The organism is Streptomyces sp. NPDC052301, assembly GCF_044593395.1.
Taxonomy (GTDB): domain Bacteria; phylum Actinomycetota; class Actinomycetes; order Streptomycetales; family Streptomycetaceae; genus Streptomyces.
Genome location: NZ_JBIUBE010000016.1, coordinates 77713 through 102903, shown reverse-complemented (window position 1 = coordinate 102903; position 25191 = coordinate 77713). Strand labels below are relative to the sequence as shown.

Annotated in this window: 28 protein-coding genes; 8 read left to right on the top strand and 20 right to left on the bottom strand. The window is 72.5% G+C overall.

What is annotated here, in order from left to right; all coding sequences use genetic code 11:
• Positions 1-2 precede the first annotated feature (2 nt).
• On the bottom strand, positions 3-386 hold the full coding sequence (locus tag ACIHEJ_RS34090; RefSeq protein WP_400141419.1) for a VOC family protein: 384 nt from the start codon (positions 384-386) through the stop codon (positions 3-5).
• 5 nt (positions 387-391) lie between these two features.
• Positions 392-2065 carry a serine/threonine-protein kinase gene (locus ACIHEJ_RS34085; RefSeq protein WP_400141418.1) on the bottom strand — a complete coding sequence of 558 codons (1674 nt, stop codon included), beginning with the start codon at positions 2063-2065 and terminating at the stop codon, positions 392-394.
• An 86-nt stretch (positions 2066-2151) separates the two neighbouring features.
• On the opposite strand from ACIHEJ_RS34085, the gene ACIHEJ_RS34080 reads away from it, so the two are divergent.
• The gene (locus ACIHEJ_RS34080) at positions 2152-2802 is read left to right on the top strand and encodes a class I SAM-dependent methyltransferase (RefSeq protein ID WP_400141417.1); all 651 of its coding nucleotides are present in this window, start codon (positions 2152-2154) and stop codon (positions 2800-2802) included.
• Here the strand turns inward: ACIHEJ_RS34080 and ACIHEJ_RS34075 are convergent.
• The 4 genes from ACIHEJ_RS34075 to ACIHEJ_RS34060 all read right to left on the bottom strand — a co-directional run bounded on the left by ACIHEJ_RS34075 (position 2761) and on the right by ACIHEJ_RS34060 (position 7569).
• Positions 2761-2886, bottom strand: a complete 126-nt coding sequence (locus tag ACIHEJ_RS34075) for a DUF397 domain-containing protein (protein WP_400141416.1) — start codon at positions 2884-2886, stop codon at positions 2761-2763. The genes ACIHEJ_RS34080 and ACIHEJ_RS34075 overlap by 42 nt on opposite strands.
• Positions 2887-3092: 206 nt before the next feature.
• Complete coding sequence (locus ACIHEJ_RS34070) at positions 3093-3989, bottom strand: LysR family transcriptional regulator (RefSeq protein WP_400141414.1); 897 nt, start codon at positions 3987-3989, stop codon at positions 3093-3095.
• 170 nt (positions 3990-4159) lie between these two features.
• Positions 4160-6100, bottom strand: a complete 1941-nt coding sequence (locus ACIHEJ_RS34065; RefSeq protein ID WP_400141412.1) for an AMP-dependent synthetase/ligase — start codon at positions 6098-6100, stop codon at positions 4160-4162.
• 176 nt (positions 6101-6276) lie between these two features.
• Positions 6277-7569, bottom strand: a complete 1293-nt coding sequence (locus ACIHEJ_RS34060; RefSeq protein WP_400141411.1) for an acetyl-CoA C-acetyltransferase — start codon at positions 7567-7569, stop codon at positions 6277-6279.
• Positions 7570-7644: 75 nt separating this feature from the next.
• Between ACIHEJ_RS34060 and ACIHEJ_RS34055 the strand changes: the two genes are divergently transcribed.
• Entirely contained in the window at positions 7645-8946 is a 1302-nt protein-coding gene (locus ACIHEJ_RS34055; RefSeq protein WP_400141409.1) for a 3-oxoacyl-ACP reductase, read from the top strand.
• On the top strand, positions 8946-9806 hold the full coding sequence (locus ACIHEJ_RS34050; protein ID WP_400141408.1) for a MaoC family dehydratase: 861 nt from the start codon (positions 8946-8948) through the stop codon (positions 9804-9806). Before ACIHEJ_RS34055 ends, ACIHEJ_RS34050 begins: the two co-directional genes overlap by 1 nt.
• Here the strand turns inward: ACIHEJ_RS34050 and ACIHEJ_RS34045 are convergent.
• The 9 genes from ACIHEJ_RS34045 to ACIHEJ_RS34005 form a co-directional block, all read right to left on the bottom strand.
• Complete coding sequence (locus tag ACIHEJ_RS34045; RefSeq protein ID WP_400141407.1) at positions 9803-10453, bottom strand: TetR/AcrR family transcriptional regulator; 651 nt, start codon at positions 10451-10453, stop codon at positions 9803-9805. The two genes, ACIHEJ_RS34050 and ACIHEJ_RS34045, sit on opposite strands and share 4 nt — an antisense overlap.
• A 35-nt stretch (positions 10454-10488) precedes the next feature.
• A complete protein-coding gene (locus ACIHEJ_RS34040; protein ID WP_400141406.1) occupies positions 10489-10788 on the bottom strand; it encodes a DUF4229 domain-containing protein in 300 nt (99 codons plus the stop codon).
• A gap of 75 nt (positions 10789-10863) precedes the next feature.
• The gene (locus ACIHEJ_RS34035) at positions 10864-11388 is read right to left on the bottom strand and encodes a GNAT family N-acetyltransferase (RefSeq protein ID WP_400141405.1); all 525 of its coding nucleotides are present in this window, start codon (positions 11386-11388) and stop codon (positions 10864-10866) included.
• Between the two features lie 16 nt (positions 11389-11404).
• Positions 11405-12064 (bottom strand): UdgX family uracil-DNA binding protein, encoded by a 660-nt coding sequence (locus tag ACIHEJ_RS34030; RefSeq protein ID WP_400141404.1) that lies wholly within the window; start codon positions 12062-12064, stop codon positions 11405-11407.
• A gap of 26 nt (positions 12065-12090) precedes the next feature.
• Positions 12091-13254, bottom strand: a complete 1164-nt coding sequence (gene mqnE, locus ACIHEJ_RS34025; protein ID WP_400141403.1) for an aminofutalosine synthase MqnE — start codon at positions 13252-13254, stop codon at positions 12091-12093.
• A 38-nt stretch (positions 13255-13292) separates the two neighbouring features.
• A complete protein-coding gene (locus ACIHEJ_RS34020) occupies positions 13293-13748 on the bottom strand; it encodes an Lrp/AsnC family transcriptional regulator (RefSeq protein ID WP_061928809.1) in 456 nt (151 codons plus the stop codon).
• 48 nt (positions 13749-13796) lie between these two features.
• Positions 13797-14447 carry a UbiX family flavin prenyltransferase gene (locus tag ACIHEJ_RS34015; RefSeq protein WP_400141576.1) on the bottom strand — a complete coding sequence of 217 codons (651 nt, stop codon included), beginning with the start codon at positions 14445-14447 and terminating at the stop codon, positions 13797-13799.
• A gap of 431 nt (positions 14448-14878) precedes the next feature.
• Positions 14879-15781: a menaquinone biosynthesis prenyltransferase MqnP gene (gene mqnP, locus ACIHEJ_RS34010; protein WP_400141402.1), complete on the bottom strand. Its 903-nt coding sequence runs from the start codon at positions 15779-15781 to the stop codon at positions 14879-14881.
• Positions 15778-17235: a menaquinone biosynthesis decarboxylase gene (locus tag ACIHEJ_RS34005; protein ID WP_400141401.1), complete on the bottom strand. Its 1458-nt coding sequence runs from the start codon at positions 17233-17235 to the stop codon at positions 15778-15780. The genes mqnP and ACIHEJ_RS34005 overlap by 4 nt, the downstream gene beginning before the upstream one ends.
• Positions 17236-17323: 88 nt before the next feature.
• Between ACIHEJ_RS34005 and ACIHEJ_RS34000 the strand changes: the two genes are divergently transcribed.
• The gene (locus ACIHEJ_RS34000; protein ID WP_400141399.1) at positions 17324-17881 is read left to right on the top strand and encodes a TlpA family protein disulfide reductase; all 558 of its coding nucleotides are present in this window, start codon (positions 17324-17326) and stop codon (positions 17879-17881) included.
• Between the two features lie 5 nt (positions 17882-17886).
• Here the strand turns inward: ACIHEJ_RS34000 and ACIHEJ_RS33995 are convergent, their stop codons facing one another.
• Entirely contained in the window at positions 17887-18375 is a 489-nt protein-coding gene (locus tag ACIHEJ_RS33995; RefSeq protein ID WP_400141398.1) for a DUF3515 family protein, read from the bottom strand.
• A 114-nt stretch (positions 18376-18489) separates the two neighbouring features.
• On the opposite strand from ACIHEJ_RS33995, the gene ACIHEJ_RS33990 reads away from it, so the two are divergent.
• Positions 18490-18801, top strand: a complete 312-nt coding sequence (locus ACIHEJ_RS33990) for a PLD nuclease N-terminal domain-containing protein (RefSeq protein WP_400141397.1) — start codon at positions 18490-18492, stop codon at positions 18799-18801.
• Between the two features lie 15 nt (positions 18802-18816).
• Here ACIHEJ_RS33990 and ACIHEJ_RS33985 read toward each other — a convergent pair whose 3' ends face one another.
• From ACIHEJ_RS33985 to ACIHEJ_RS33970, 4 genes are all read right to left on the bottom strand, one after another.
• Positions 18817-19596: a hypothetical protein gene (locus ACIHEJ_RS33985; RefSeq protein ID WP_400141395.1), complete on the bottom strand. Its 780-nt coding sequence runs from the start codon at positions 19594-19596 to the stop codon at positions 18817-18819.
• Positions 19583-21178 (bottom strand): substrate-binding domain-containing protein, encoded by a 1596-nt coding sequence (locus ACIHEJ_RS33980; RefSeq protein WP_400141394.1) that lies wholly within the window; start codon positions 21176-21178, stop codon positions 19583-19585. The genes ACIHEJ_RS33985 and ACIHEJ_RS33980 overlap by 14 nt, the downstream gene beginning before the upstream one ends.
• Complete coding sequence (locus ACIHEJ_RS33975) at positions 21175-22449, bottom strand: hypothetical protein (protein ID WP_400141393.1); 1275 nt, start codon at positions 22447-22449, stop codon at positions 21175-21177. Before ACIHEJ_RS33975 ends, ACIHEJ_RS33980 begins: the two co-directional genes overlap by 4 nt.
• 131 nt (positions 22450-22580) lie before the next feature.
• Positions 22581-22916: an ArsR/SmtB family transcription factor gene (locus ACIHEJ_RS33970; protein ID WP_400141391.1), complete on the bottom strand. Its 336-nt coding sequence runs from the start codon at positions 22914-22916 to the stop codon at positions 22581-22583.
• 106 nt (positions 22917-23022) lie between these two features.
• Here ACIHEJ_RS33970 and ACIHEJ_RS33965 point away from each other — a divergent pair, with 106 nt between their 5' ends.
• The 3 genes from ACIHEJ_RS33965 (at position 23023) to ACIHEJ_RS33955 (ending at position 25191) form a co-directional block, all read left to right on the top strand.
• Positions 23023-23997, top strand: a complete 975-nt coding sequence (locus ACIHEJ_RS33965; RefSeq protein WP_400141390.1) for a zinc-binding alcohol dehydrogenase family protein — start codon at positions 23023-23025, stop codon at positions 23995-23997.
• Between the two features lie 130 nt (positions 23998-24127).
• Positions 24128-24841: a DUF6232 family protein gene (locus tag ACIHEJ_RS33960; protein ID WP_400141389.1), complete on the top strand. Its 714-nt coding sequence runs from the start codon at positions 24128-24130 to the stop codon at positions 24839-24841.
• Complete coding sequence (locus ACIHEJ_RS33955) at positions 24838-25191, top strand: hypothetical protein (RefSeq protein ID WP_400141386.1); 354 nt, start codon at positions 24838-24840, stop codon at positions 25189-25191. Before ACIHEJ_RS33960 ends, ACIHEJ_RS33955 begins: the two co-directional genes overlap by 4 nt.

Below are 25191 nucleotides of genomic sequence, written 5' to 3'. Positions count from 1 at the left end.
CGTCAGAGCGGCTGGATCCGGCTGCGCAGGAGGCAGAACTCGTTGCCCTCCGGGTCGGCCAGGACGTGCCAGCTCTCCCGGCCGGTCTGGCCGACGTCGGCGGTCCTGGCGCCGAGCGCGAACAGCCGCTCCAGCTCGGCGTCCTGGTCGCGGTCGGTGGCGTTGACGTCGAAGTGCAACCGGAGCTTCCTGGGCCGCGGGTCGCTGGTGGGGCCGATCACGAGAACGGGCTGCGGGCCGCCGAAGCCGGTGTCGGGCGGCCCGATCGCGATGCTGCCGTCGGCCTCCCGTTCGATCTCCACGTAGCCGAGGACCTCGCGCCAGAACGCGGCGAGACGCTCGGGGTCGGCGGCGTCGATGACCAACTCACTGATGCGGCAAGCCATGCGCGTCAGTCTACGGACCGGTCCGCCTTCCGCCAGACGGTCAGATCGCCGTCGAGGAAGGCGAGGTCCGCGATGGCGGTGGACTTCGTCTGGATCTGGTACAGCCCGATGTTCCCCTCCTCGTCCTTCATGCAGATCTCGGTGCCGGCCGCCGACGCGGCCAGCGACCAACTGTGTTTGTGGGCGCTTCTGAGGAAGAGCCGGCACTCGTCGAGGGTGGTGCCGTGCGCGCCCATCATCTGCATGAACACCGTGCCGTCGCTCTTCAGTTCGCAGCTGGGGTCCTGGCAGTCGAAGCGGATGTCGCCCTTGGTGTCCTCCCGTTGGGGGTTCTCGTCCTTGAGGCTGATCGAGCTCTTCGCGTCCAGGCGCACCTGGGGGAACCCCTCCGGCCACGGATCGCGGGGCGAGGCCGAGGGGGCACCGGTGCCGGTGCCGGCACCGAGGTCCGACGCGTCCGGCGAACCCGAGGAGTCCGGCGAGGAACCCGACGCGGAGCCCGAGCCTGACGCCGAGGAGGAGGAGCGTACGGCCGGTCCCGTCGAGGACGTGACGGAGCCCGCCCTGCCCAGGTCACCGAACGGGTTCTTCGCGTCCATGACCGTCCAGGCCAGGGCCGTCACCAGCACCGCTCCCCCCACCACACCGGCGGTCGTGAACAGCGCGGTGCGCCGTCCGCGGGCCTTGCGCTGCTCCGCCGTCGGCTGCGGCCACCCGGCCGTCGGCGGCGGCGCGTACGCGATCAGCGGCTGCGGGACGACCGGGGTGGGGTCGGGAACCGGTGCCGGCACCACGACCTCCGGCCCGGTGATCTCCCGCCACACGGCCGGCCCCCCGCCCGCGCCGGCGTCGGCCCCCAGCCGCTGCCGGCACCACTCCACGACCTCCGCCGGGGTGGCCCGCTCCGCCGGATCGGCGGCCAGGCACCGGGCGAGCAGCGGACGCAGTGGCTCGGGCAGGGCGGGGAGGTCGGGTGCGGAGTGCACGATCCGGTACAGCACGTTGAGGGCCGCGCCCTCGCCGTAGAGCGGCCTGCCCAGTGCGGCGAAGGCCGCGGTCTGGCCGAGTGCGAAGACGTCGGTCGCGGCCGTGATCTCGTCCCCGGACGCCTGCTCCGGAGCCATGAACGAGGGTGTGCCGATCGTGCCGCCCGTCGCAGTGTACGAGGTTCCGTCGGCGGCGAGCGCGATACCGAAGTCGATCACTCGTGGCCCGTCGGCGGCCAGCAGGACGTTCGACGGCTTCAGGTCCCGGTGCACGATGCCCTCGCCGTGGATGGCCTGGAGCGCCTCGGCCACCCCCGCCATCAGCCACAGCACCGCGGGCACCGGGAGCGGGCCGCGCCGGGCCACCGCCTCCGTCAGGGACGGACCGGGCACGTACAGCGTGGCCAGCCAGGGCGGTACGCCGTCCGCGTCCGCGTCGATCAGCTCGGCGGTGTACGCGCCCCGGACCCGCCGGGCCGCCTTGATCTCCCGGCCGAACCGCCGTCGGAAGTCCGGGTCGTCCGCCAGCTCCGGCCGCACCACCTTGATCGCGACCGGTCGTCCGCCCTGGGTGTGCGCGAGGTAGACCCGGCCCATGCCGCCCGCGCCCAGCCGCGCGGCGAGCCGGTAGCCCGCCACCACCGGCGGATCGTCCGCCTGGAGCGGTTGGAAGACCTCCGTCGCCCGGTTCATCGGCCACAACCCCCCACGTACATGCATTGGCCAAGGGCAGCAGCCTAAAGGGGGGTTGTCAGTGCCGCCCGCTACGGTCCCTCCCCGTGACCGACACCGAGGACTTCCTGACCGCCACCCGCACGTTCTACGACGCCATCGCCGAGGACTACGCCGACCGCTTCCGGGACCAGCTCGTCGACAGGCCGCTGGAGCGGGGGCTGTTGAGCGCCTACGCCGAGTCCGTCGGCCCTGGCGGCACGGTGGCCGACCTCGGCTGCGGCCCCGGCGTCGTCACCGCCCACCTCGCCTCCCTCGGCCTCTCCGTCTTCGGCCTCGACCTCTCGGAGTCCATGCTCGCCATCGCCCGCCGCGAGAACGCCGCGCTGCGCTTCGAGCAGGGCTCCATGCTGGACCTGGACCTGGCCGACGGCTCCCTCGCGGGAGTCGTCTCCTGGTACTCCAGCATCCACACGCCCCTGGACGAACTGCCCCGTCTGTTGACCGAGTTCCACCGTGTCCTCGCTCCGGGCGGCCATCTCCTGCTCGCCTTCCAGGCCGGTGACGTGCCGCGGCGCCACGAGCGCCCGTGGGGGCATGCGGTGACCCTGGACTTCCAGCGGCGCCGCCCCGAGTTCATGGCGGGGCTGCTCGCGGACGCCGGCTTCGCCCTCCGCTCCAGCACGGTGCGGGAACCGGCGGAGGAGCTGGCGGAGTCAGTGAGCCAGGCGTTCCTTCTCGCCCAGAAGAGAGGCTGACCAGGCGGCGGGGGCGACGGTGAGGTGAGGGGCGGTGGGCTGCTTCGAGTCCCGGACGTGCATGGCTGCGGGGCGGGCGGCCACCTCGACGCAGTCACCGCCTTCGCCGTCGCTGTAGCTGGACTTCCGCCCTGCGTATCGAGCTCAGTGCCCCGCGAGGAGACAGGGAGCCGCGGACGGCGGGCCGGCGGCGGAGGGCGGACGCGGACTCGTGGTCGTAGGCGTGCTGTCGTCCCGCTGGGGCGTGACGCGGCGCACCGTCGGCAGGACCGTCCGGGCCGAACTCCCGCTCAGCCCGCGGCAGCGACCCTGCGCTCCAGGACGATGTCCGCGAAGGCCCGGGCCGGAGGGCTGAGGGCGTCCCAGCGGCGGACGGCCCAGCCGACGGGGAGCGGGCGCAGCCCGGTGACCGGGACGAGGCGCAGGCCGCCCTCCCCGGGCACCGGAAGGCCGGGTACGGCGGGGACGACGGCCCGGCCCACACCCAGTTCGGCGAGGAGCAAAGCCGTGTCCCAGTCGGCGACGCTCGGCTCGTGGCGGAGGCGGACGCCCAGCTCGGTGCAGGCGGTGTCGAGGTGGACGGCGGAGGTGGAGTTCGGGGGGAGGCGGATGAGCGGGATGTCGGCCAGGTCGGCGGCGTCCAGGTGGGGCCGCGCGGCGAGCGGGTCGTCGGTGCGTACGGCGAGCAGCCAGGGCAGTTCCGCGACCGTCCGCTGCTCGATGCCCCGGACCGGCGACCCGATGGTGATCCAGGCCAGGTCGAGGGTGCCGTCGGTGAGCGCGTCGAAGCTGCCGCGGCCCGAACTGACCGTGCGGAACTCGAGGTTGACCTTGGGGTGGCGGCGGCGGAACGTGACGACGGCGTCGGACATGAAGTGGCGGACCGTGGTGGCTCCGGTGGCGACGCGGACCTGCCCGCTGTGGCCGTCGAGGAGGTCGTGGAGCTGCCGTACGGCGAGGTCCAGGCCGGAGATGCCCTCGGCCGCCGCCGCCTCCAGTATCCGGCCGGCCTGGGTGGGGACCACTCCGCGAGGCCGGCGCTCCAGCAGGGCGACTCCGGTCTCCTTCTCCAGCCGCTTGACGTGCTGGCTGACGGCGGACTGGGTGCAGCCCAGGTCCCGGGCGACGGAGCTGAGGCTGCCCGCGCGGCACACGGCCACGAACACGCGGAGGTCTTCGAGCGTCATAACCACCAAGTTAATACTTGGAGTTGGTGAGGAATCCCAAGGATTGACTGGCTCACGTGCCGGTACGAGGATTCTGGGCGGGCCGCGACCGACCCAGGCGGCAACCCGCTCCCCGCCCCCGCCGAGTCCGGACGACGCGAGGCAGCACGGGAGCGGGTGCCGACCCCTTCTCACGCCTTGGCGTAGAGCCCCTCCACCTCGCGGGCGAAGTCGGTCATGATCTGCTCGCGCCGCAGTTTCATGGACGGGGTCAGGTGGCCCGCCTCCTCGGTGAAGTCCACGGGCAGGACGGCGAATCGGCGGATGGACTCGGGCCGGGACACCAGCCGGTTGGCCTCGTCGATCGCGCGCTGCAGGAGGGCCCTCAACTCCTGGTCGTCGAGGAGCAGTTCCGGCGGGACGGGGTGCTTGCCGATCATCTGGCGCCAGTGGGTGACGCCGTCGGGGTCGAGGGTGATCAGGGCGGCGACGTAGGGGCGGGCGTCGCCGACCAGCATCACCTGGGAGATCAGCGGGTGCTGGCGCAGCCAGTTCTCCAGCGGGGCCGGTGCCACCGACTTGCCGCCCGCCGTGATCAGCAGCTCCTTCTTGCGGCCGGTGATGGTCAGATAGCCCTCGTCGTCCAGTTCACCGAGGTCGCCGGTGGGCAGCCAGCCGTCCCGGGTCGCGGGGACGACCCCGCCGGCCTGCGGGTCCCAGTAGCCGCGCAGCACATGGTCACCGGCGACGAGGATCTCGCCGTCGGCCGCGATCCGGACCCGGGTGCCGGGCAGCGGCCAGCCGACCGTGCCGAGGCGGGGCTTCAGGGGCGGGGTGACGGTGGAGGCGCCGGTCGTCTCCGTCAGACCGTAGCCCTCGAAGATCTCGATGCCGGCGCCGGCGTAGAAAGCGGCGAGGCGCCGGCCGAGCGGGGAGCCGCCGCAGATGGCGTACCGGACGCGCCCGCCCATGGCGGACCTGATCTTGCGGTAGACGAGCGGGTCGTAGAAGCCGCGCGCGGTCTTCAGGGCACGGTTCGGGCCGCTGCCGGTGCCGGTCCGGCGAACCTGCAGGGCCTCGCCGTAGCGCCGGGCCACGGCCGCCGCCCGGTCGAAGACCGCCACCCGGCCGCCCGCCTCCGCCTTGGCCCGTGCGGAGTTGTAGATCTTCTCCAGCATGTAGGGGATGGTGAGCAGAGCGGTCGGCCTGAAGGCTGCCAGGTCCGGCAGGAGGTCGTCGGGCTTCAGGCTGGGCGCGTGGCCGAGGCGTACCCGGGCGCGGACGCAGGCGATGGCCACCATGCGGCCGAAGACGTGGGACATCGGCAGGAAGAGCAGGACCGAGGGGTCCTCGTCCTTCGCCTTGAAGACCGGATGGAGCAGCTCGATGGCGTTGTCGACCTCGGCGAAGAAGTTGCCGTGCGAGAGGGCGCAGCCCTTGGGGCGACCCGTGGTGCCCGAGGTGTAGATGAGCGTGGCGAGGGTGTCGGGGCCGAGCATGCCCCGGCGTACGGCGACCTCGCCGTCCGGCACCGGGGCGCCGGCCTCGGCGAGCCGGTCCACGTGCTCCTTCTCCATCACCCACAGGTGGCGCAGGTCGGGCAGGTGCTGGAGTTCCGGGCCGATCGCGGAGGCCTGGGCGACGGTCTCGGTGATCAGGGCGACCGCGCCGGAGTCGTGCAGGATCCAGCGGGTCTGGAAGACCGAGGAGGTCGGGTAGACGGGCACGGTGACCAGGCCTGCGGCCCAGGCGGCGAAGTCGAGCAGCGTCCACTCGTAGGTGGTGCGGGCCATGACGGCGACGCGGTCGCCCGGGGTCAGCCCTTCGGCGATCAGCCCCTTGGCCACCGCCAGTACCCGCTCGGCGAACTGCGTGGCCGTCAGGTCCTGCCAACTGCCGTCGGGGAACCTGCGGCTGAGCACGGTCCGGCCGGGAACCGCCTCGGCGTTCTCGAACGGCAGGTCGGCGAGCGAGCCGTGCCGGACCGGGGGCGCGAAGGGGGGTACGGCGACCTCCCGTACGGCGCCGTCCAGCCGCTGGACGGCCGGTTCGACCAGGACCGGGCGGCCGTCGTAGTCGGTGGCGGAGACGGGGGCGCCCGAGGAGACGGGGGTCGGGTACGGGGTGGACACGGGCGACTCCTCTGGCGTTCGTGCACCTGCGGTGGGCCCCGGAGAAAGGGGTTACCGCTGGTTGGGCAGGTGATCGTACGGGTCCGCTGTGAGGGGGTTGTGCAAGTTCCGGGGGCGTTCGGGGCCGGGGATGTGCAGCCTCACGGGTTATGTGACAGAGGCTCACGTTGCGTGGATCACGCCCGCTCCAGGATCGCCGTCACACCCTGGCCGCCCGCCGCGCAGATCGAGATCAGGCCACGGGACGGGCCCTCCCGTTCCGAGAGCAGCTTGGACAGGGTGGCCACGATCCTCGCGCCGGTCGCGGCGAAGGGGTGGCCGGTGGCCAGGGAGGATCCCGTGACGTTCAGCCGGCTCCGGTCCACCGGCGGCAGCCCCCGCTCCTCCCAGGCGGCGAGCGTGGCCAGCACCTGGGAGGCGAAGGCCTCGTGGATCTCGATCAGGTCGAAGTCGGCCAGGTCCAGGCCGGTGCGCTCCAGCAGGCGCGGGACCGCGTGCACCGGGGCCATCAGCAGGCCGTCCTCACCGCCGGCCGCGCCCGCGTGCACGAAGTCCACGGCCGCCGTCTCGTACGCCGTCAGGTGGGCGAGCGGGGTGAGGCCGCGCGCCGACGCCCACTCCTCGCTCGCCAGGAGGACCAGGGCGGCGCCGTCGGTGAGGGGGGTCGAGTTGCCGGCCGTCATGGTGGGGTCCGGGTCCTTCAGGCCGAACACCGGCTTCAGGGCGGCCAGTTTCTCCGGGGTGGAGCCGGGCCGCAGGTTCTGGTCGCGCTCCAGGCCCCGGAAGGGAACCACCAGGTCGGCGAAGAAGCCGCGGTCGTAGGCGGCGGCGAGCCGCTGGTGGCCGGTCGCCGCCAGTGCGTCCTGCGCCTGCCGCGTGACGCCCCAGGCGCGGGCGGTCACGGCCGCGTGCTCGCCCATCGACAGTCCGGTGCGCGGCTCGGCGTTGCGCGGGACGTCCGGGACGAGGTGGGAGGGGCGGATCCTCGCCAGGACCTTCAGGCGGGCGCCGGGCGACTTCGCCCGGCGGGCCTCCAACAGGATGCGGCGCAGCGCGTCGTTGACGCCGAGGGGTGCGTCGCTCGCGGTGTCCGCGCCGCCCGCGACGGCCGACTCGGTCTGACCGAGGGCGATCTTGTTGGCGGCGGCGACGACCGCTTGGAGGCCGGTGCCGCAGGCCTGCTGGATGTCGAAGGCGGGGGTGCGCGCGTCGAGCCGGGAGGCGAGGACCGTCTCGCGCGCGAGGCTGAAGTCCCGGCTGTGCTTGAGGACGGCCCCGGCGACGAACTCGCCCACCACACCGGGCCCTTGGAGCCCGTAGCGCTCGGCCAGGCCGTCGAGGGCCGCGGTGAGCATCTCCTGGCTGGAGGCCGTGGCGTACGGCCCGTCGGAGCGGGCGAAGGGGATACGGGTGCCGCCGAGCACCGCAATCCGGCGAGGGAACTGAGCAGCGGACCTCAGGGGGCTCATCTCGACCTCTCCTCACCCGGTGACGTAGGCTTACCACCGGTAACCTTACTCCAGAGTAAGCAGTGAGGGCAGGACATGGCAGACCGCTGTCTCAGCTTCACCGGCACGACGCCCGGCCGTTTCCTCACCCGGCGCCTGGGCCTGCCGCAGCCGGCCGAGCTGCGGCGGTGGACGCGCGAACGGCCCCTGCTGGGCGGCCCGCTGCTGCACCGCACGGCCGGCACGTCCGCCCTGGACCTGACGCCCGTGCTCGCCCGTACCGGCCTCACGCCCGGCGACCGGGACCCGGCCGCCGTCGTCCTGGACGCCACCGGCGTACGGGACGTCGACGCGCTCGCCGAGGTGCACGCGGCCCTCCACCCCGTCGTCCGGTCCGTCGCCCCGAGCGGCCGGATCCTGGTGCTGGGCGCCCCGCTCGACCCCGCCGACCACCACCAGTCGGCCGCCCAGCAGGCCCTGGAGGGCTTCACCCGCTCGCTCGGCAAGGAGATCGGCCGGGGCAGGACCGTCAACCTGGTCCGGCTGACCGACGCCACCGCCGCCGAGTCCACCCTGCGCTTCCTGCTCTCCCCCAGGTCCGCCTACGTCAGCGGCCAGGTCGTCGAGGTCGGCGCCGGGGAGGTGACCGTCCCCGCCGACGGGGACGAGCCGCTCGCCGGGCGGACCGCGCTGGTCACGGGGGCCGCGCGCGGGATCGGCGAGGCGGTCGCCGGAACCCTCGCGCGGGACGGCGCCCATGTCGTCGTCCTCGACGTGCCCGCCGCCGAGGCCGACGCCCGCCGGGTCGCCGAACGGCTCGGCGGCACCGCCGTCGCCCTCGACATCACCGCCGAGGACGCCGGCGAGCGGATCTCCGCCGCCCTCCCCGACGGCCTGGACGTGCTCGTCCACAACGCGGGCATCACCCGGGACCGGCGGCTGGTCAACATGCCCGCCGAGCGGTGGAGTCCGGTCCTGGAGGTCAACCTGGGCAGCGTGCTGCGCACCACGGACGCCCTGCTCGCCCGGGGCACCCTGCGCCCCGGCGGCCGGATCGTGGCCACCGCCTCCATCGCCGGGCTCGCGGGCAACGCGGGGCAGACCAACTACGGCGCGAGCAAGGCCGGGGTCGTGGGGCTCGTACGGTCCCTGGCGCCGCGCGCGCTCGCCGAGCACGGAGTGACCGTGAACGCGGTGGCGCCCGGGTTCATCGAGACGAGGATGACCGCCTCGATCCCGTTGTTCATCCGGGAGGCCGGGCGCCGGATGAACTCCCTCGCGCAAGGAGGGCTGCCGGCCGACGTCGCCGAGACCACCGCCTGGCTCGCCCACCCGGCCTCCGGCACGGTCAACGGCCAGGTCGTCCGCGTCTGCGGCCAGAGCCTGCTGGGGGCCTGATGACCGGCGCCGTCACCCTCACCCGCCCGCCCGCGCTCGGGCCCGTGCTGGCGCGGGGCGCCCTGCGCTCCCCGTTCAAGCGGCCCGCCCCGGACGCCGGCTTCCCGCGCACCCGGCTGGTACTGCCCGGCCTCCGCGTCGACCTGGCGGAACTGGCCGCCTACGAGCGGGTGTGCGGGTTCCCCGGGGAGACCGACCTCCCCGTCACCTACCCGCACGTCCTCGGCTTCCCGCTGGCCATGCGCCTGATGAGCGGCCGGGACTTCCCGCTGCCGCTGCTGGGCCTGGTGCACACCTCGATCGAGATCGTCCGGCGCACCGGCCTGCCCGCCACCGGGGAGTACGAACTCTCCGTCCACATCGGCGGCCTGGCCCCGCACCGGCGCGGGACCGAGGCCACGGTGGTGACCGAGCTGCGGGCCGACGGCGAGCCGGTGTGGGAGTCGCGGAGCACCTATCTCGCCCGGCACCGGGTCGAGGGCTCGCAGTCAGTACAGGCGGCCCGCGCGTCCGCGTCCGAGAACGCCCAGCTGCCCGTCGTCGCCGAGTGGCGGCTCGCGGGGGACGTGGGCCGGCGGTACGGCGCCGCGTCCGGTGACCGCAACCCCATCCACCTGTACCCCCTCACCGCCCGCCTCTTCGGCTTCCCGCGCGCCGTCGCCCACGGCATGTGGACCGTGGCCCGCTGCCTGGCCGCCCACGGCACGGGGGCGTCCGCCGGGGTGCGGGCGGAGTTCCGGGCGCCGGTGTTCCTGCCCGGGACGGTGACGTACGGGGCGGATGAGGGCGGGCGCTTCGAGATACGGGGCGCGGGGGGCCGGCTGCACCTGTCCGGCGAGGTGCGGTCGCTGGAGGGCTAGGCGGGTTCCATCGGCGGGGTCCACGGGTTGCCGCTCATCAGATTGCCCAGGCCCGACCAGGCGAAGTTCATCAACGTGGCTGCCGCCTGGCGGGCGGTGATACCGGGTGTGGCGTTGGCCCACGCGGCCAGGGACTCGGCGGCACCCACCAGTGCCTCCGCCAGCCCGGCGACCTCGTGCTCCGGCAGGTCCGGATCCCTGTGCGCATCACGCGCGGCGACGGCGACCAGGCGGGTGACGAAGGCGACGATCTCCTCCCGCATCGCGGCGACCTCGGCCGCGAAGGGATCGCCGTGGGTGCGGGCCTGGAGGTGCAGTACGGACCAGGCGTCGGGATGTGCGGCGGTGTGGGCGAAGAACGCCTGGAGGCCGGCCCAGAGCCGGCGGTCGGCGGGCAGGTCCGGGCGGACGGCGGCGCGAACGGCCGCCGTGAGGGCGGTGGCCTCACGGCGGATGCAGGCGGTGAAGAGGTCTTCCTTGGAGTTGAGGTACAGGTACACCAACGGCTTGGAGACACCCGCGAGTTCGGCTATCTCGTCCATGGAGGCGGCCATGTACCCGCGTTGGCCGAAGATCTGTACGGCGGCGTCGAGCATCTGCTGCTCACGGACCGCCCTCGGCATCCGTTTGGTCTTCACGGCACCCATGGGGCAAGCCTATGGCGCCCCGGGGCGGCCCCGGGTCAGGAAGGCTGGCCCTGCGCTCGCGCGGTCTCGTCGGCGCCGTCCTCCTGGCTGCGGTTCGCCTCCAGGTTGGCCTTCATCCGGTCGACCTTGGTCACGATCTGCACCGAGGCGCGGTCCCGCTCCTTGCGCAGCACCACCCAACTGATCGGAGCCGACAGCACCAGGGCGAGCAGCAGCACCCACAGGCCGTTGGAGTTGCCGAAGCCGCGCGGGAAGAGGCCGGCGTAGACGGCTCCCCAGACGACGGCGAGGCAGCCGGCGAAGACGCCGAGGCGCATCAGCGTGTAGCGGAGCATCTCAATCCACTCGTCCGATTCCAAAAGGGGTCATCGCCCAGTGAAGCACGAGCGCGCGGAGATCTTGCACGGGGGTCAGCCGAGCGGCAGGAGCATGGTGATGTCGTCGCGGTCGTCCCCCGGGGCGACACGTATCGCGCCGGGCACCCGGCCCACCTCCTTGTAGCCGCAGGAGGCGTAGAACCGCTCCAGGCCGAGGCCGCCCCGGCAGCCGAGCCGGATCGCGTCGATGCCCTCGAAGGTGCGGGCCGCGTCCGCGGCGGCGGCCAGCAGGTCGCGGCCGTACCCCTTGCCCTGGTGCCGGGGGTGCACCATCACCGTGTAGAGCCACAGCCAGTGGCGCTGCAGACGGTGGGTGTTGAAGGAGAAGAAGGTGGTCGCGGCCACCTCGCCCGCCTCGTCGTACCCGACGAGCAGCCGGTGGCGCCCCTCGGCCATGGCCACGAAGTGCCTCACCAGGTCCGGCCGGATCTCCTCGCGCGTCACCGGGGCCACGAAGCCGACGGCTCCGCCCGCGTTGGAGACGTCCGTCCACAGGTCGAGGATGCCGTCGCGCAGGGCAGGGGTGACGGCCGGATCCAGAGTGAAGGTAAGGGGCATGCGGGGATGGTATCTATTACCCAAGGGTGCGTGCAGCCACTTTCAGATCGGCGACGAGTCCCTCGTAGGCGGCCTTGCGGTCCGCGTCGTCCTGCGACCGCAGCACCGACGAGGGGTGCACGGTCGGCACCAATCGCTCGGGCCGGCCGTGGATCTCCCGCTCCAGCACCGTGCCGCGCACCTCGCCGACCCGGAACGACGAGCCGAGCAGGGCCTTGCCGGCCGTGGCACCGAGGATCACGATCAGCTCGGGCTCGACGATCGCCAGTTCCGCGGCGAGCCAGGGCCCGCACGCCGTCATCTCGCGCAGGCTCGGCGCCTTGTGGATCCGGCGCTTGCGGGGTTCGGCCCGGGTGAACTTGAAGTGCTTCACCGCGTTCGTCACGTAGGCCTCGCCGGGGTCGATGCCGGCCTCGGCGAGCGCCTTGTCCAGGAGCTTGCCGGCCGGGCCGACGAACGGCCTGCCCTGCCGGTCCTCCTGGTCGCCGGGCTGCTCCCCCACGAGCATCACGCGCGCGTGCGCGTCCCCGGCACCGAAGACCGTCTGCGTGGCGTCCCGGTGCAGGGGGCAGCCACGGCAGCCGGCAGCGGCTTTCCGGAGGGCGGTGAGATCAGCACCCTCCGGAACGAACGGCTCCGCGGTGTAGGCGTCCTCAGGGGCTTTCGTGCCGGCCATGCCGGCCGGGTACCCCCGGAGGTCCCTCAGACCCGCATCGCCTGCGGGGACTCCCTGCGGGCCGGGTCGGGGCCCTCGTACTCGCGGATGATCTCGTAGCGCGTGTTCCGCTCCACCGGGCGGAAGCCGGCGTCGCGGATCAGGTCGAGCAGGTCCTCGCGGGTCAGCTTGTTCGGCGTGCCGTAGTTGTCCGCGTCGTGCGTGATCTTGTACTCGACGACCGAGCCGTCCATGTCGTCGGCGCCGTGCTGAAGGGCCAGCTGAGCGGTCTGCACGCCGTGCATCACCCAGAAGACCTTCACGTGCGGGACGTTGTCGAAGAGCAGGCGGGAGACGGCGAAGGTCTTGAGGGCCTCGGCGCCGGTCGCCATCTGGGTGCGGGCCTGAAGACGGTTGCGGATCTTGCCGTCCTGCATGTCCACGAAGTCGTGCTGGTAGCGCAGCGGGATGAAGACCTGGAAGCCGTTCGTCTCGTCCTGCAGCTCGCGCAGGCGCAGGACGTGGTCGACGCGGTGCCGGGGCTCCTCGATGTGGCCGTAGAGCATGGTGCACGGGGTCTTCAGACCCTTCTCGTGCGCCAGGCGGTGGATGCGGGACCAGTCCTCCCAGTGGGTCTTGTGGTCCACGATGTGCTGCCGGACCTCCCAGTCGAAGATCTCCGCGCCGCCACCGGTGAGCGACTCCAGGCCCGCGTCGATCAGCTCGTCCAGGATCTCGGAGGCCGAGAGACCGGAGATCGTCTCGAAGTGGTGGATCTCCGTCGCCGTGAAGGCCTTGAGGGAGACGTTCGGGAGGGCGGCCTTCAGTTCCCTGAGCGAGCGGGGGTAGTAGCGCCACGGCAGGTTCGGGTGCAGGCCGTTGACGATGTGCAGCTCGGTGAGGTTCTCCGACTCCATCGCCTTGGCGAGCTTGACGGCCTCCTCGATGCGCATCGTGTACGCGTCCTTCTCCCCCGGCTTGCGCTGGAAGGAGCAGTAGGCGCAGGAGGCCGTGCACACGTTGGTCATGTTGAGGTGGCGGTTCACGTTGAAGTGGACGACGTCACCGTTCTTGCGGGTCCGCACCTCGTGCGCGAGGCCGCCCAGCCAGGCCAGGTCGTCCGACTCGTACAGCGCGATGCCGTCCTCGCGGGTCAGCCGCTCACCGGAGCGGACCTTCTCCTCCAGCTCGCGCTTGAGCCCGACGTCCATGCCAACACCTTTCTACGACAGCCCGACCAACGGTATCCCTAGACCTCTTCGGGCAGCTCTCCGACCCGGTTCTCCCACTTCGTGGACAGCACGATGGTGGTACGGGTGCGGGAGACGCCCTTGGTGCCGCTGAGCCGGCGGATGGTCCGCTCCAGGCCGTCGACGTCCGTCGAGCGCACCTTGAGCATGTACGAGTCGTCGCCGGCGATGAACCAGCAGTCCTCGATCTCCGGCAGGTCCCTGAGCCGCTGGGCGACGTCCTCGTGGTCGGCCGCGTCGGAGAGCGAGATGCCGATCAGCGCGGTGACGCCGAGGCCGAGGGAGGCCGCGTTCACCGTGGCGCGGTAGCCGGTGATGACACCGGCCGCCTCCAGCCGGTTGATGCGGTCGGTGACGCTGGGTCCCGACAGGCCGACGAGGCGCCCCAGCTCCGCGTAGGAGGCCCGGCCGTTCTCCCTCAGGGCCTGGATGAGCTGCCTGTCCACCGCGTCCATGCGATCGAAGCCTTCCGGTGAAAGTTCTCGAAGTGATGAGAGGTACTGCTAGTTGCCCGCCGCGCCGCCGCCCAGCTCACCCTGCCAGCGCCGGTACAGGCCGTGCTCGACGCCCGCCGCGTCCAGCACCCGCCCCGCGACGAAGTCCACCAGGTCCTGGATGTGGGTGGCACCGGCGTAGAAGGCGGGCGAGGCCGGTACGACGCTCGCGCCGGCGTCGTCCAGGGCGACCAGGTGCCGGAGTGTCTGGCCGTTCAGCGGGGTCTCCCGTACGGCCACCACCAGCGTGCGGCGCTCCTTGAGGGTGACGCTCGCCGTGCGCTGGAGCAGGTCCTTGGACAGGCCGAGCGCCACGCCGGCCACACAGGCCGTGGAGGCGGGCACGATGAGCATGCCTTTCGCCGGGTACGACCCCGAGGACGGCCCGGCCGCGAGGTCGCCCGCGCTCCAGTGCCGTACCCCGCTGATGTCCACGTCGAAGGTCCCGGGCTTGCCGTCGGCCCCCCGGGCCAGCCATTCCCGCAGGTCGTCCCGCCAGTGGGCGTCCCGGAACGAGATCCCGGTCTCGTCCAGCAGCGTCAGCCGCGAGGCCCGGCTGACCACGAGGTCGACCGCCTCCCCCGCCCCCAGCAGCGCCCGCAGCACAGCAGCCGCGTACGGCGTCCCGGAAGCTCCGGACACCCCCACGATCCAAGGCACGCGCTGCCTTTCTCCTGCGTTCACACCTTGAGCGTACCGGCGCGCGGCCCACAGCTCAGGCCGGGTGGGGGGCCTTCGGGCCGACCGGGAGGCGGGAGGTGTCGACGGTGAGGCTTCCGAGCTTCGTCTCGACGGTCAGCTTGCCCCCTTACGCGAGCGTGTCCCGGCCCAGGTGGCCGTCCGGGCCGGGATTCCAGAGCGTGACCAGGTGCCCGGTACGGGGATCGAAGACCGGGTGGTTCGGGATACCGCGAGCGGCGTACTGCTTGTTCTTGACCTCGCAGTCGTCACGATGTTGCCTTCGACAATCTCCATCCGGTACCCGCGGAACATGTCCTCGTACCGGGCGAGCTGCGAGTGCAGGCGGTCGCTGTCCGAGACGGTCACGTCGGCCTCCCCCTCTCTGCACTCGATGGGAGGCCGCACCGTATTCAGACAGTCAGACCCCGAACCAACAGATCCAGCAAGGCACACACGAACAGGGCAATCCCGATGAAGCCGTTGACCGAGAAGAACGCCCTGTTCAGGCGGGACAGGTCGTGGGGGCGGACGATGCGGTGCTCGTAGACGAAGGCACCGGCGACGATCACCAGGCCCAGCCAGAAGAAGGCGCCGGCGTGGGTGGCCAGGGCGTACCAGACGAACAGGGCCGTCGTGACGGCGTGGCAGGCGCGGGCGCCCCGGATCGCGGCCGGGACGCCGAAGCGGGCCGGGACCGACATGACGCCGATCTCGCGGTCGGTCTCGACGTCCTGGCAGGCGTAGATCAGGTCGAAGCCGCCGATCCAGACGCCGACGGCGAGGCCGAGGACGACCGCCTTCCACGACCACTCGCCGCTGATCGCCAGCCAGCCGCCGATCGGGCCCATCGCCTGGGCGAGACCCAGGATGGCCTGCGGGAAGTTCGTGAACCGCTTGCCGTAGGGGTAGACCACCATCGGGATCACCGCGACGGGTGCCAGGGCCAGGCACAGGGGGTTCAGGAGGGCCGCGGCCCCGAGGAAGACCACCAGGGCGATCAGGGCGCCGGTCCAGGCGTGGCGGACGGACATCGCGCCGGTGACGAGCTCCCGGTGGGCGGTGCGCGGGTTCCGGGCGTCGATCTCGCGGTCGATGATCCGGTTCACGGCCATCGCGAAGGTGCGCAGGCCGACCATGCAGACCGTGACCAGCAGCAGCCGGCCCCAGTGGATGTTCCTGTCCCCCTCGTACATCGCGGTGAGGGAGGCGATGTAGGCGAAGGGGAGCGCGAACACCGAGTGCTCGATCATCACCAGCCGGAGGAAGGCTTTGGTCCGTCCCGGCCGGGGGATCGCTGCCGACGCGCTGCTCACAGGCCGTACTCCTTCCAGCGGCGGTCCACCAGGGCCGCCGTATCGGGGTCGGAGAGGACCATGTCCGGCCAGCCCCCGTCCCGGGTGTAGCCCTCCTCGGGCCACTTCTTCGTGGCGTCGATGCCTGCCTTGCCGCCCCAGAACTGCTGGTAGGAGGCGTGGTCGAGGTGGTCGACAGGGCCTTCGACGACCGTGAGGTCACGGGCGTAGTCGGTGTTGCCGAGGGCGCGCCAGGCGACCTCGTGCAGGTCGTGGACGTCGCAGTCGGCGTCCACGACCACGATCAGCTTGGTCAGGGACATCATGTGCGCCCCCCAGATCGCGTGCATCACCTTCTGCGCGTGCTTGGGGTACTTCTTGTCGATCGAGACGATCGCGCAGTTGTGGAAGCCGCCGGCCTCGGGCAGGTGGTAGTCCACGATGTCCGGGACGATGATCTTCAGGAGCGGGAGGAAGAAACGCTCCGTGGCGCGGCCCAGCGGGCCGTCCTCCGTGGGCGGGCGGCCGACGACGATCGACTGCAGCAGCGGTCGCCTGCGCATCGTCACGCAGTCGATCTTCAGCGCGGGGAACGGCTCCTGCGGGGTGTAGAAGCCGGTGTGGTCGCCGAAGGGGCCCTCCGGCAACATCTCGCCCGGCTCCAGCCAGCCCTCCAGCACGACCTCGGCGTTGGCCGGTACCTGGAGCGGGACCGTCTTGCAGTCGACCATCTCGATCCGCTTGCCCGCGATGAACCCGGCGAACAGGTACTCGTCGATGTCGCCGGGCAGGGGCGCGGTGGAGGCGTACGTCACCGCCGGGGGGCAGCCGAAGGCGATCGCGACGGGCAGCCGCTCACCTCGCCTCGCCGCGACCTGGTAGTGGTTGCGGCTGTCCTTGTGGATCTGCCAGTGCATGCCGATGGTGCGCTTGTCGTGGCGCTGGAGGCGGTACAGGCCCAGGTTGCGGATGCCCGTCTCGGGGTCCTTGGTGTGGGTCAGGCCCAGGTTGAAGAAGGAGCCGCCGTCCTGCGGCCAGGTGAACAGGGCGGGCAGCCGGTCGAGGTCGACCTCGTCGCCGTGCAGGACGACCTCCTGCACGGGCGCGCTGTCCGACTTCACCTTCTTCGGCGGCACGTGCGTCATCGCGCCGAGCTTGCCGAACGCCTCGCGCACGCCGACGAAGCCGTGCGGCAGCTCGGGCCGCAGCAGGCCGCCGATCTTCTCGGAGATCGCGCCGTAGGACTTCAGGCCGAGCGCCTTCAGCAGCCGCCGGTCGGTGCCGAAGACGTTCATCGCGAGGGGCATGGCGGAGCCCTTCACGTTCTCGAAGAGCAGGGCCGGACCGCCGGACTTCTGCACCCGGTCGACGATCTCCCCGACTTCCAGGTAGGGGTCGACCTCGGCCTTGATGCGCTTGAGGTCTCCCTCGCGCTCCAGCGCCCGCAGCAGGGAGCGAAGATCGTCGTAAGCCATGCGTCCCAGTATCGGCCACCTGGGGGCCCGGACCGGTCACCGGGGGCCGCTCCACACGGGCGGCGGCGGGCTGGGATACTCGTCGATCATGAGACGTCACCGTCGGCTGCCGGTCCTCGCCCTGCTGCTCGCGGTCGCCGCGTGCACGCCCGCGCAGGAGTCGGCCGACACGCCGGCCGACTCGCTGCCGAGCCCCGCCCCGGCCGCGGACCGGCCCGTCGCGCCCGACCTCACCGGACCGGGCCTGGACGGCCGGCAGGTCCGGCTCTCCGACTACCGCGGCAAGGTCGTCGTGCTCAACGTGTGGGCCGCCTACTGCGGCCCCTGCCGCGCCGAGGCCCCCGAACTCGCCCGCGTCCACAGGGCCCTGGCGGGCAAGGGGCTGCAGGTGCTGGGCGTCGACACGGACGCCGACCGCGCCCAGGGCCGGGCGTTCCAGAAGGAGCACGACCTGCCCTACCCCAGCCTGCACGACCCCAGCAGCAGGCAACTCCTCCGGCTGCCCAGGAAGTACCTGACACAGGCGCTGCCGTACACGCTGTTCCTCGACCGGGACGGCCGGATAGCCGCCCGCTCCCTCGGCGGGCTCACGGAGGCGGACGTCCGCAGCGTCACGCGCACGCTGCTGGAGGAGAAGGCGGGCTGAGCGCGTCAGCCGCCGTCCAGGCAGTGGTCGTGCTGCGGCAGCGGCGCGACCAGCCGGCTCAGCTCGGTCAGCACGGTGTCGGGCTGCCGTACCGAGTCCGCGAGGGACACCTCCACGGCGGGGCTGCGGCCGTAGGTGACGAGGACTTTCCGCCCGTGGCGCCAGCCGGCCTCGTGCAGCACCCAGTCCACGCCGTTCACGGCGACGCACCGGTCCTTCTGCACGGCCGGCGGGGTCAGTCCGCAGCGCAGCTCCACCTGACCGTGCCCCCACGCCGCGAGCCCCTCGAAGCCGGCCCGGTCGCGGCGGTCGCCGGCCAGGCGGTCGGGGTAGCGGTCGGCGATCCGCGCGCACTCGGGGGACCGGGCCAGCGGGCCCTGCCGCATCCCGAACACCGGCGAGTCCAGCTCCCGTGCCACCAGCACCCCGGCGACCAGCAGGCCCCCGACGGCCACCCCGGTCGCCGCCCACCTCCTGCGAGACCTGTCCCCCACCGCGGTCACCCCTCCCCCGCTTCCCCAGAACCCGGCACCGTCCATCATGGCCACCCGCTACCCTGGCCGCGTCACCGGGGCCGCCCGCACCGATCGTCGGGAGATCGCACGACCATGCTCAGGTATCTGCCCTTCCTGCTGGTCCTGGCGCTGTGGATCTACGCCTTCGTGGACTGCCTGAACACCCCCGAGGAAGAGGTGCGCCACCTGCCGAAGGTGGTGTGGGTGATCATCATCCTGCTGTTCGGCGAGGTCCTGGTCGGGCCGCTCGCCTGGCTGATCACCGGCAAGGTGCGGCACGCCCCGGCGAACGGCTCCACCCCGGCGGAGCGGCACCGTGACGCCGCCGAGCGCTGGGTCGCCCCGGACGACAACCCCGAGTTCCTCAAGTCCCTGGAGCGGGACGACCCCAGGAGCGACGGCTGACCGGCGCCGCCGCGCTCAGCGGAAGACGGCCACCGGGTACTGCAGGACGATCTCCCGGGCCTCGGGGTCCCAGCTGGTCACCTTGCCCAGGCAGTGCGCCTGGAACTGGCCCTCGGGCAGGGCCCGGTCCGGGGTGAGCAGCCCGTCGCCGCGCAGGACGACCCGGAGATGGGCGGCCGGGCCGCCGTCGCCGTAGGGCGCCCGCATCACCAGCGTGTCGCCGCGCGGGCCACGGCGCTCGAACCGGCCGGTGACCATGACGAACTCCCCTATCTCGCTGAGCGGAACGGCCGGCGCGGGTACGCCGCCCGCACTGCCACGGGCCAGCTCCCGCACGAGCGCCCGGTTCGGGGTGACCGTCCCGGCGTCCGGCCGCAGCCGCACCTCGACCAGGGCGTCGCCCCGTCTCAGCACCGACAGCAGCAGGCCGATCACCGAGATCGGCTCGCTCTTCTCCACGTACTTGGCGACCACCTCGGTGCTGCTGCCCCCGGTCACCTTGAACAGCAGGGACACCAACGGGATCACCGCCAGGCACCCGGCGTTGCGGATGCGCCGCTCCTCGACCTCCTTGCGCAGCGCCGTCCGGTAGTTGCCCATCTTGAACAGGCCCATGACGGCGTCGTTGTCCAAATACAGCGGAAGGTAGTTGGGGTCCTGGGGGCCCTTCCTGAGCTGGGCGATCCCACGCCGCAGCGCGTAGCCGGCCAGTACGAGCAGGCCGGCGAGTGCGGCCAGCCACCATGTCATCGCGCCCCACCAGGCGCTCCACCAGGTGCCGTCAAGAACAGCCACGGATCTCCTTGAACGCGGTGGACAGGGACGAGGACTCGGCATCGACCATGCGGCCGCCGGTCACCGAGGCGACCTGGCGCAGTTCGGCGGCGTCGGCGTCGCCGAAGTGGAGGGGGTAGGTGGGCACGGCGCGCACGTCGGCGGGGCGGGCCCGGTAGCGGCTGACGAAGCCGGCGCGGTCGAGGCCCGCGTTGTTCTCGCCGTCGGTCATCAGCACCACGGACACCGCGCCGCCCGGGGTGTCCCGCAGGGCCCGCTCGGCGATGCCGTAACCGTCGTCCAGGGCCGACCAGACGGCGGTGGAGCCGTCGTAGCCGCCGTGGGCGACGAAGTCCTGCAGGGCGGTGAGGTCGGCGGGGCCGCGCACGGTGACCGTGCGCCGGTCCAGCGGCCGGCCGCCGAAGCGGACCACGGTCAGCCGCTCGCCCTGGTAGAAGCGGACGAACTTGGCCGTGGCGGAGGAGTCCGCGCCGCTGAGACCGGCGAACGCGGCCCGCAGCGCCGTCGTGCGGGCACCGCGCATCGAGGTGGAGAAGTCGAGCAGGAAGATCACCTGGTCGGCGATGCGGCGCCGGGGGTCGCCGTAGTCGTCGAGGAGCCGGTCGAGGACGGCCGGGTCGTCGGGGAAGTACAGCGCGTTGTCCAGCGGTGCCCTGAGCCGGGCGTCACGGGTGACCGCCGTGCTGACCGGGCGGCGCAGCGTGCGCCGCATGATGTCCCGCTGGTGGCCGGCCTCGGTGAGCCAGGTCACGACGCGGTCGTAGGCGTCCCGGCGGGCCGGGTCGAGCAGGAGCAGCGGGTAGTCGGACAGCACCATGCCGTCGGCGGGGTGGACGATCTCCAGAGGCTGCTTCAGCCGGCCGGAGGCGTTCAGGGTGAGCAGTTCGGACTCGTAGGTGATCAGGGCGTCGGTACGGCCGGGACGGGCGGCGAAGTCGTCCAGCAGGGCGTGCGAGCTGTCGGCGGTGAGGGTCTGGCCGGAGCGGAAGCCGCGCAGCCGGTCGCAGCTGACGTCCGAGGGCCGCAGCGCCCCTCCGGTGCCGGCCGCCGCGGTGGCGACGCCGACCAGCGCGGCGAGGCCGCTGTTGCTGTGCCGGGGGTCGGCCATGCCGAAGTGCACGGTGCCGGAGGCGGCGGCGTCGGCGATGTCCGCCCAGGACAGGCGGCCGCCCGGGGCCCGGGCGCGCAGGCGCCGGGCGACGTCCGGGGTGAGGCCGACGACGACCGGGGAGCGCATGATCGAGGTGCTCTGCACTCCGGTGGCGGGGTGGGTCCCGGCGGGCGCCTGCTTGGCCCTCAGGCGCAGATAGCGGTCCGAGGAGAGCCAGGCCAGGTCGTAGGAGCGGCGACCGGTCAGCAGGGTGTCACTGGCGTCGTTGGTCGCCCTGTAGTCCATGTCCAGGCGGACCCCGGTGTCCTCGCGGAGCTGGTCCAGCAGGGGTTTCATGTCGGTGAGTTCGTCGCTGGCGAGGACGTGCAGGGTGGTGTCGGGGCCGCCGTCCTTCCCGGAGCAGGAGACCAGGCCGCCGAGCGTGGCGAGCAGGACGAGGCACAGGGCCGCCCTCAGGCCGCGGGTGTTCACGGCGCCTCCCCGCCGGCCGCCGACCGTGCGACCGGGTCGCAGTCGCCGACCACCTCGATCATCCGCTCCAGCAGGTCGAGCCGGGGCAGCACGGCCTTGGTGTCGTCGTCGGACAGGACGGGTGCCTGGATGCCGCGCTCGTGCAGGAAGCGGGTCAGCGCGTCGCTGGTGGCCGAGGCGCCCTCGGCGTCCCGGACCCGGAAGCCCAGTTCCATCGCGCGTCTCTGCAGCGCCGGGTCGGTGCTGATCAGCTCGCCGAGCCGGTCGCCCTGCGGGGTGAGGGCGATGAGCTGGGGCTCGGTGACGAACCGGGCCGACGGGTAGAGCAGAACGCGTTCGCCGTCGACGTGCCCGGTGTCGGCCCGGGTGGCGATCTGATGGGTCAGGAACTGGTGCTCGTAGATCACGGCGATCGGCGCGATGCCCTTGCCCTCGGCGGAGACGTAGGTCTCGTTCTTCTCCGAGGACGGCATGCCCTGGTCGTTGAGGAGGAGCCGGATCCGTTCGGCGAACCGGGTGGCCTCGGCCGTGTCCTGCGGGATGTTGTCGTGGTTCCAGACGTAGGAGACCAGTCCCAGATAGGTGCCGGCCGAGTTGGCCTCGCAGAGGTCGGAGGTCTGGGCGAGCACCTTGTTGCCGTTGTGGATGCCGTGCCGGCCGATGCCGAGGCCGTCCCAGCGGCGTCCGTCGGCGGTCGCCCGCAGGAACTTCCCCATGTCGAGCGAGTAGTAGAGCGGCCGCTGCCCGGCGGGCACGCCGGGCAGCGGGGTGGCGATCCCGGCCTCCTGGAGCGTCTCGGCGTACTCGCGGTAGGTGCCGAGGACGATGGGGCTGACGAAGGGGCGGTACGTCGTCGCCGGGTGGCCCTCGGCCGCGCGCTTCTTGGTGATCAGGTCGGCGGCGGGCTGTCCGGACGGGAAGACGACGTCGTAGCCGTCGTAGCTCTGGGCGGCGATCCCCCGCGATCCCATGCGGGTGATGTGCACGCGGAAGCCGTGCCGCACCAGCAGCCGCTGGACCTCGGGATCCTCGAAGTAGTCGGCCTTGGAAGCCATCTTGGCCTCGATCGTGACGATGCGCGTGAAGGGCAGCGCCGCGTGGCCCTGGGCGAGGACGACGATCGCGCAGAGCGCGGTGGCGGCCGCGACGACGCGCGGGATCAGCCTGCGCGCCCTGGAGCGCGGCGGCGGTACGACCGTCGGGGCGCCGACCCTCAGGCGCGGCTCGCCGGTCTGACGGGGTCGGTCGGTCTCGGCTCTGTATGTGGCCACCCGTGTCTCCTGCGTCAGCGGGGGCAGGATCGTGCTCCTCCCGGACGGCGCCACAGGGAACGCCCAGCCACCGTTGCACCAACACGATGTGAAGGTCCGTCAGCGAAAAGCGGAATACCGGATGCCCGGGGTCAGCGGTCCGTGCCGCCCTCGCGCAGCACCAGGGCGAGGAGCCCGGGGAAGCGGGCGTCGAACTCGGTCCGGCGCAGCCGGTTGACCCGCCGGGGCCCCTCGTCGCGCTGCTCCACCAGCCCGGCCGCGCGCAGCACCGAGAAGTGATGGCTGAGGGCGGCCTTGCCGACCGGCACGTCGAAGCTGCCGCAGCTGCGGGCCCAGTCGGCGGAGCCGGCCAGTTCGCGGACCAGGGTGAGGCGCACCGGGTCGGCGAGGGCGGCGAGTGCGGCCTCCACGGGCACGTCGTCGGGGTGGGTGTGCTCGGGGGCGGCTCGGTGTCTGGCGCCGGTCACGCTGCCTCCTCGATCCTGTGGTCCGCTTGCCGACTGTTCGATGAAAACCATACACTCACGAGTGTTCGCATCCGATTGAACACGTGGTCCGAGCCGGAGGTACGGCATGCGCGCGGTGGAGTTCCAGCAGTACGGCGAACCCGAGGTGCTGACGGTGGTGACGGCCGAGGTGCCCGAGCCCGGACCCGGGCAGGTGAGCATCGACGTGGCCTGGACGGGCGTGAACTTCGCCGACCTCAAGGCCCGTGCGGAGGGGTACCGGGTGCCCGCGCTGCCGTACGTCCCCGGGCTGGAGGTGTCCGGGCGCGTCCGGGCGCTCGGCGACGGGGTCACGGACCTCGCCGTCGGCCAGGAGGTCGTGGCGCTGACCGAGGGCGGCGCCTACGCGGAGGTGGTGGCGGCCGACGCGGCGACCGTCTTCCCGCTCCCCGCCGGCCTGGACCTGCGCACCGCGGCGGCCCTGCCGACGGTCCTGCCCACGGCCTACGCGCTCGTCCACACCGTCGGCCGGCTCCAGCCCGGCGAGTCGGTCCTCGTCCAGGGCGCGGCGGGCGGTGTCGGCACCGCGGTCGGCCGGCTCGCGCGGGCGGCCGGCGCCGGGGCGGTGTACGGCGTGGTGTCCTCGGCCGCCAAGGCCGCCCACGCCAAGGAGCACGGCTACGACGAGGTGTTCGTCGGCGCCTTCGAGGACCCGGTGCGGCAGGCGACCGGCGGGCGCGGGCTCGACCTGGTCCTGGACCCCGTCGGCGGTGACACCCTGCGCGCCGGCCTCGCCTCGCTGGCCGTCTTCGGGCGCCTGGTCTCCTTCGGCAACGCGAGCGGGGCCGCGCCGTGGAGCGTCGGCCAGCCCGAGCTGTACCCGCTCGGCGTCTCCGTCTCCGGCTTCTCCATCCTCACCCTGGCCGGCACCGCCCCGGACGCCCTGCGCCGGCTCACGGAGCAGGCGTTCGCGAAGGTGACCGACGGGACGGTGACGCTGCCGGTGACGGCCGAGTTCCCCCTGGAGGACGCGGCGGAGGCACACCGGCTGATGGGAGGGCGGACGAGCACGGGGAAGCTGCTGTTGCGCGTCGGCGGCTGATTTTCCGTCAGTTCCACTCCGCGCTCCGGGACTTCGTCGCACCCACCGACTTGCCATCACCCAGCCACGATGGGGTTAATGGTCGTCACTGAGCTTCGAGGGACACCTGACCTGTGGGGGACGGAGAAAGATGCAGAACGGCCAGCCACCCGAGCACCCGGCCCAGGATCCGCCGGCCGCCCCGGCCGCCCCGGCCGCCCCGGCCGCCCCGCCGGCGGGACCGGCCGCCCCGCCGCCCGCGCCGGCCTCGGCACCGTCCATGCCGGACGTTCCCGCACCGCCGGCGCACCCGGCGCCGGCCGCCGTCGAGATACGGGTGAGCAAGCGGATCCTGTGGATCGGCGCGGCGGTCTACCCGCTGCACAACATCGCCCGCGTCTACAGCTTCGTCCTGCGCCCCAAGCGCAAGGAGGCGGTGCTGCGGTTCCTGCGGTACACCGCAGGAACGCTGGCCGTCGGGTTCATCGCGATGCTGCCGGGGCTGCCGTCCCTGGCGCTGGGAGGCGCGGAGCAGAACTCCGGCGCCGCCGGCTACGTCACGTTCGTCTGGCTGGTGGCCGTCTGCGCCGAGATCTTCTTCCTCATCGACATGATCTCCGTCCTCGGGGCGGCTCCCCATCACGTCCTCGCCGTGGAGACCTCGGGCGCGTCCACCGCGCTGGTGACCAGCCGGGACCCGCGGTACCTGGACCAGCTCGTCGGCCAGATCTCCTACGCCATCGACCACCCGGACACCGAGTTCAAGGTGACGGTGGAGAGCCTCACCTTCTCCCCGAAGAACTACTACTTCGGTGACAACGTGAACATGTACGGCGGCAACGGAAACGTGGGGATCGCGGCATGAGCGGCAACAACTACTACTACGGCGACAACGTCACCATGTACGGCGGCCAGGGCAACCAGGGCATCGTCAAGAACCTGGGCGGCGCGGGCGCGGACCGGCAGGACCCGGCCCTGGTCGCGGCCCTCGCCGAACTGCAGCGGCTGGTCGCCGAGCTGCGCGCCCAGGTGCCGGCGGTCAGCGCCCAGCTCCTCGACGAGTCCCTGCCCGCCGTCAGCGCCGACGCGACCGTGCCCCAGCAGGAGCGGCACCGTGCGCTGATGGCGATCGCCGGCATCGCCGCCACCGTCGGCGCGGTCGGCCAGCCGGTGGCCCAGGCGGTGCAGGCGATCATCGGCATGCTGGGCGGCTAG

Bases quoted from the DNA above. Each gene is read 5' to 3' on its own strand.
- ACIHEJ_RS34000 (WP_400141399.1), top strand. From the start codon at position 17,324: ATGAGACGTCACCGTCGGCTGCCGGTCCTCGCCCTGCTGCTCGCGGTC.
- ACIHEJ_RS34050 (WP_400141408.1), top strand. From the start codon at position 8,946: ATGACCGGCGCCGTCACCCTCACCCGCCCGCCCGCGCTCGGGCCCGTG.
- ACIHEJ_RS34090 (WP_400141419.1), bottom strand. From the start codon at position 386: ATGGCTTGCCGCATCAGTGAGTTGGTCATCGACGCCGCCGACCCCGAG.
- ACIHEJ_RS34035 (WP_400141405.1), bottom strand. From the start codon at position 11,388: ATGCCCCTTACCTTCACTCTGGATCCGGCCGTCACCCCTGCCCTGCGC.
- ACIHEJ_RS34085 (WP_400141418.1), bottom strand. From the start codon at position 2,065: ATGAACCGGGCGACGGAGGTCTTCCAACCGCTCCAGGCGGACGATCCG.
- ACIHEJ_RS34060 (WP_400141411.1), bottom strand. From the start codon at position 7,569: ATGAGCCCCCTGAGGTCCGCTGCTCAGTTCCCTCGCCGGATTGCGGTG.
- ACIHEJ_RS33990 (WP_400141397.1), top strand. From the start codon at position 18,490: ATGCTCAGGTATCTGCCCTTCCTGCTGGTCCTGGCGCTGTGGATCTAC.
- ACIHEJ_RS34040 (WP_400141406.1), bottom strand. From the start codon at position 10,788: ATGCTCCGCTACACGCTGATGCGCCTCGGCGTCTTCGCCGGCTGCCTC.
- ACIHEJ_RS34005 (WP_400141401.1), bottom strand. From the start codon at position 17,235: ATGGCTTACGACGATCTTCGCTCCCTGCTGCGGGCGCTGGAGCGCGAG.
- ACIHEJ_RS33955 (WP_400141386.1), top strand. From the start codon at position 24,838: ATGAGCGGCAACAACTACTACTACGGCGACAACGTCACCATGTACGGC.
- ACIHEJ_RS34030 (WP_400141404.1), bottom strand. From the start codon at position 12,064: ATGGCCGGCACGAAAGCCCCTGAGGACGCCTACACCGCGGAGCCGTTC.
- ACIHEJ_RS34070 (WP_400141414.1), bottom strand. From the start codon at position 3,989: ATGACGCTCGAAGACCTCCGCGTGTTCGTGGCCGTGTGCCGCGCGGGC.
- ACIHEJ_RS34055 (WP_400141409.1), top strand. From the start codon at position 7,645: ATGGCAGACCGCTGTCTCAGCTTCACCGGCACGACGCCCGGCCGTTTC.
- ACIHEJ_RS34045 (WP_400141407.1), bottom strand. From the start codon at position 10,453: ATGGGTGCCGTGAAGACCAAACGGATGCCGAGGGCGGTCCGTGAGCAG.
- ACIHEJ_RS33960 (WP_400141389.1), top strand. From the start codon at position 24,128: ATGCAGAACGGCCAGCCACCCGAGCACCCGGCCCAGGATCCGCCGGCC.
- mqnE (WP_400141403.1), bottom strand. From the start codon at position 13,254: ATGGACGTCGGGCTCAAGCGCGAGCTGGAGGAGAAGGTCCGCTCCGGT.
- ACIHEJ_RS33965 (WP_400141390.1), top strand. From the start codon at position 23,023: ATGCGCGCGGTGGAGTTCCAGCAGTACGGCGAACCCGAGGTGCTGACG.
- ACIHEJ_RS34020 (WP_061928809.1), bottom strand. From the start codon at position 13,748: ATGGACGCGGTGGACAGGCAGCTCATCCAGGCCCTGAGGGAGAACGGC.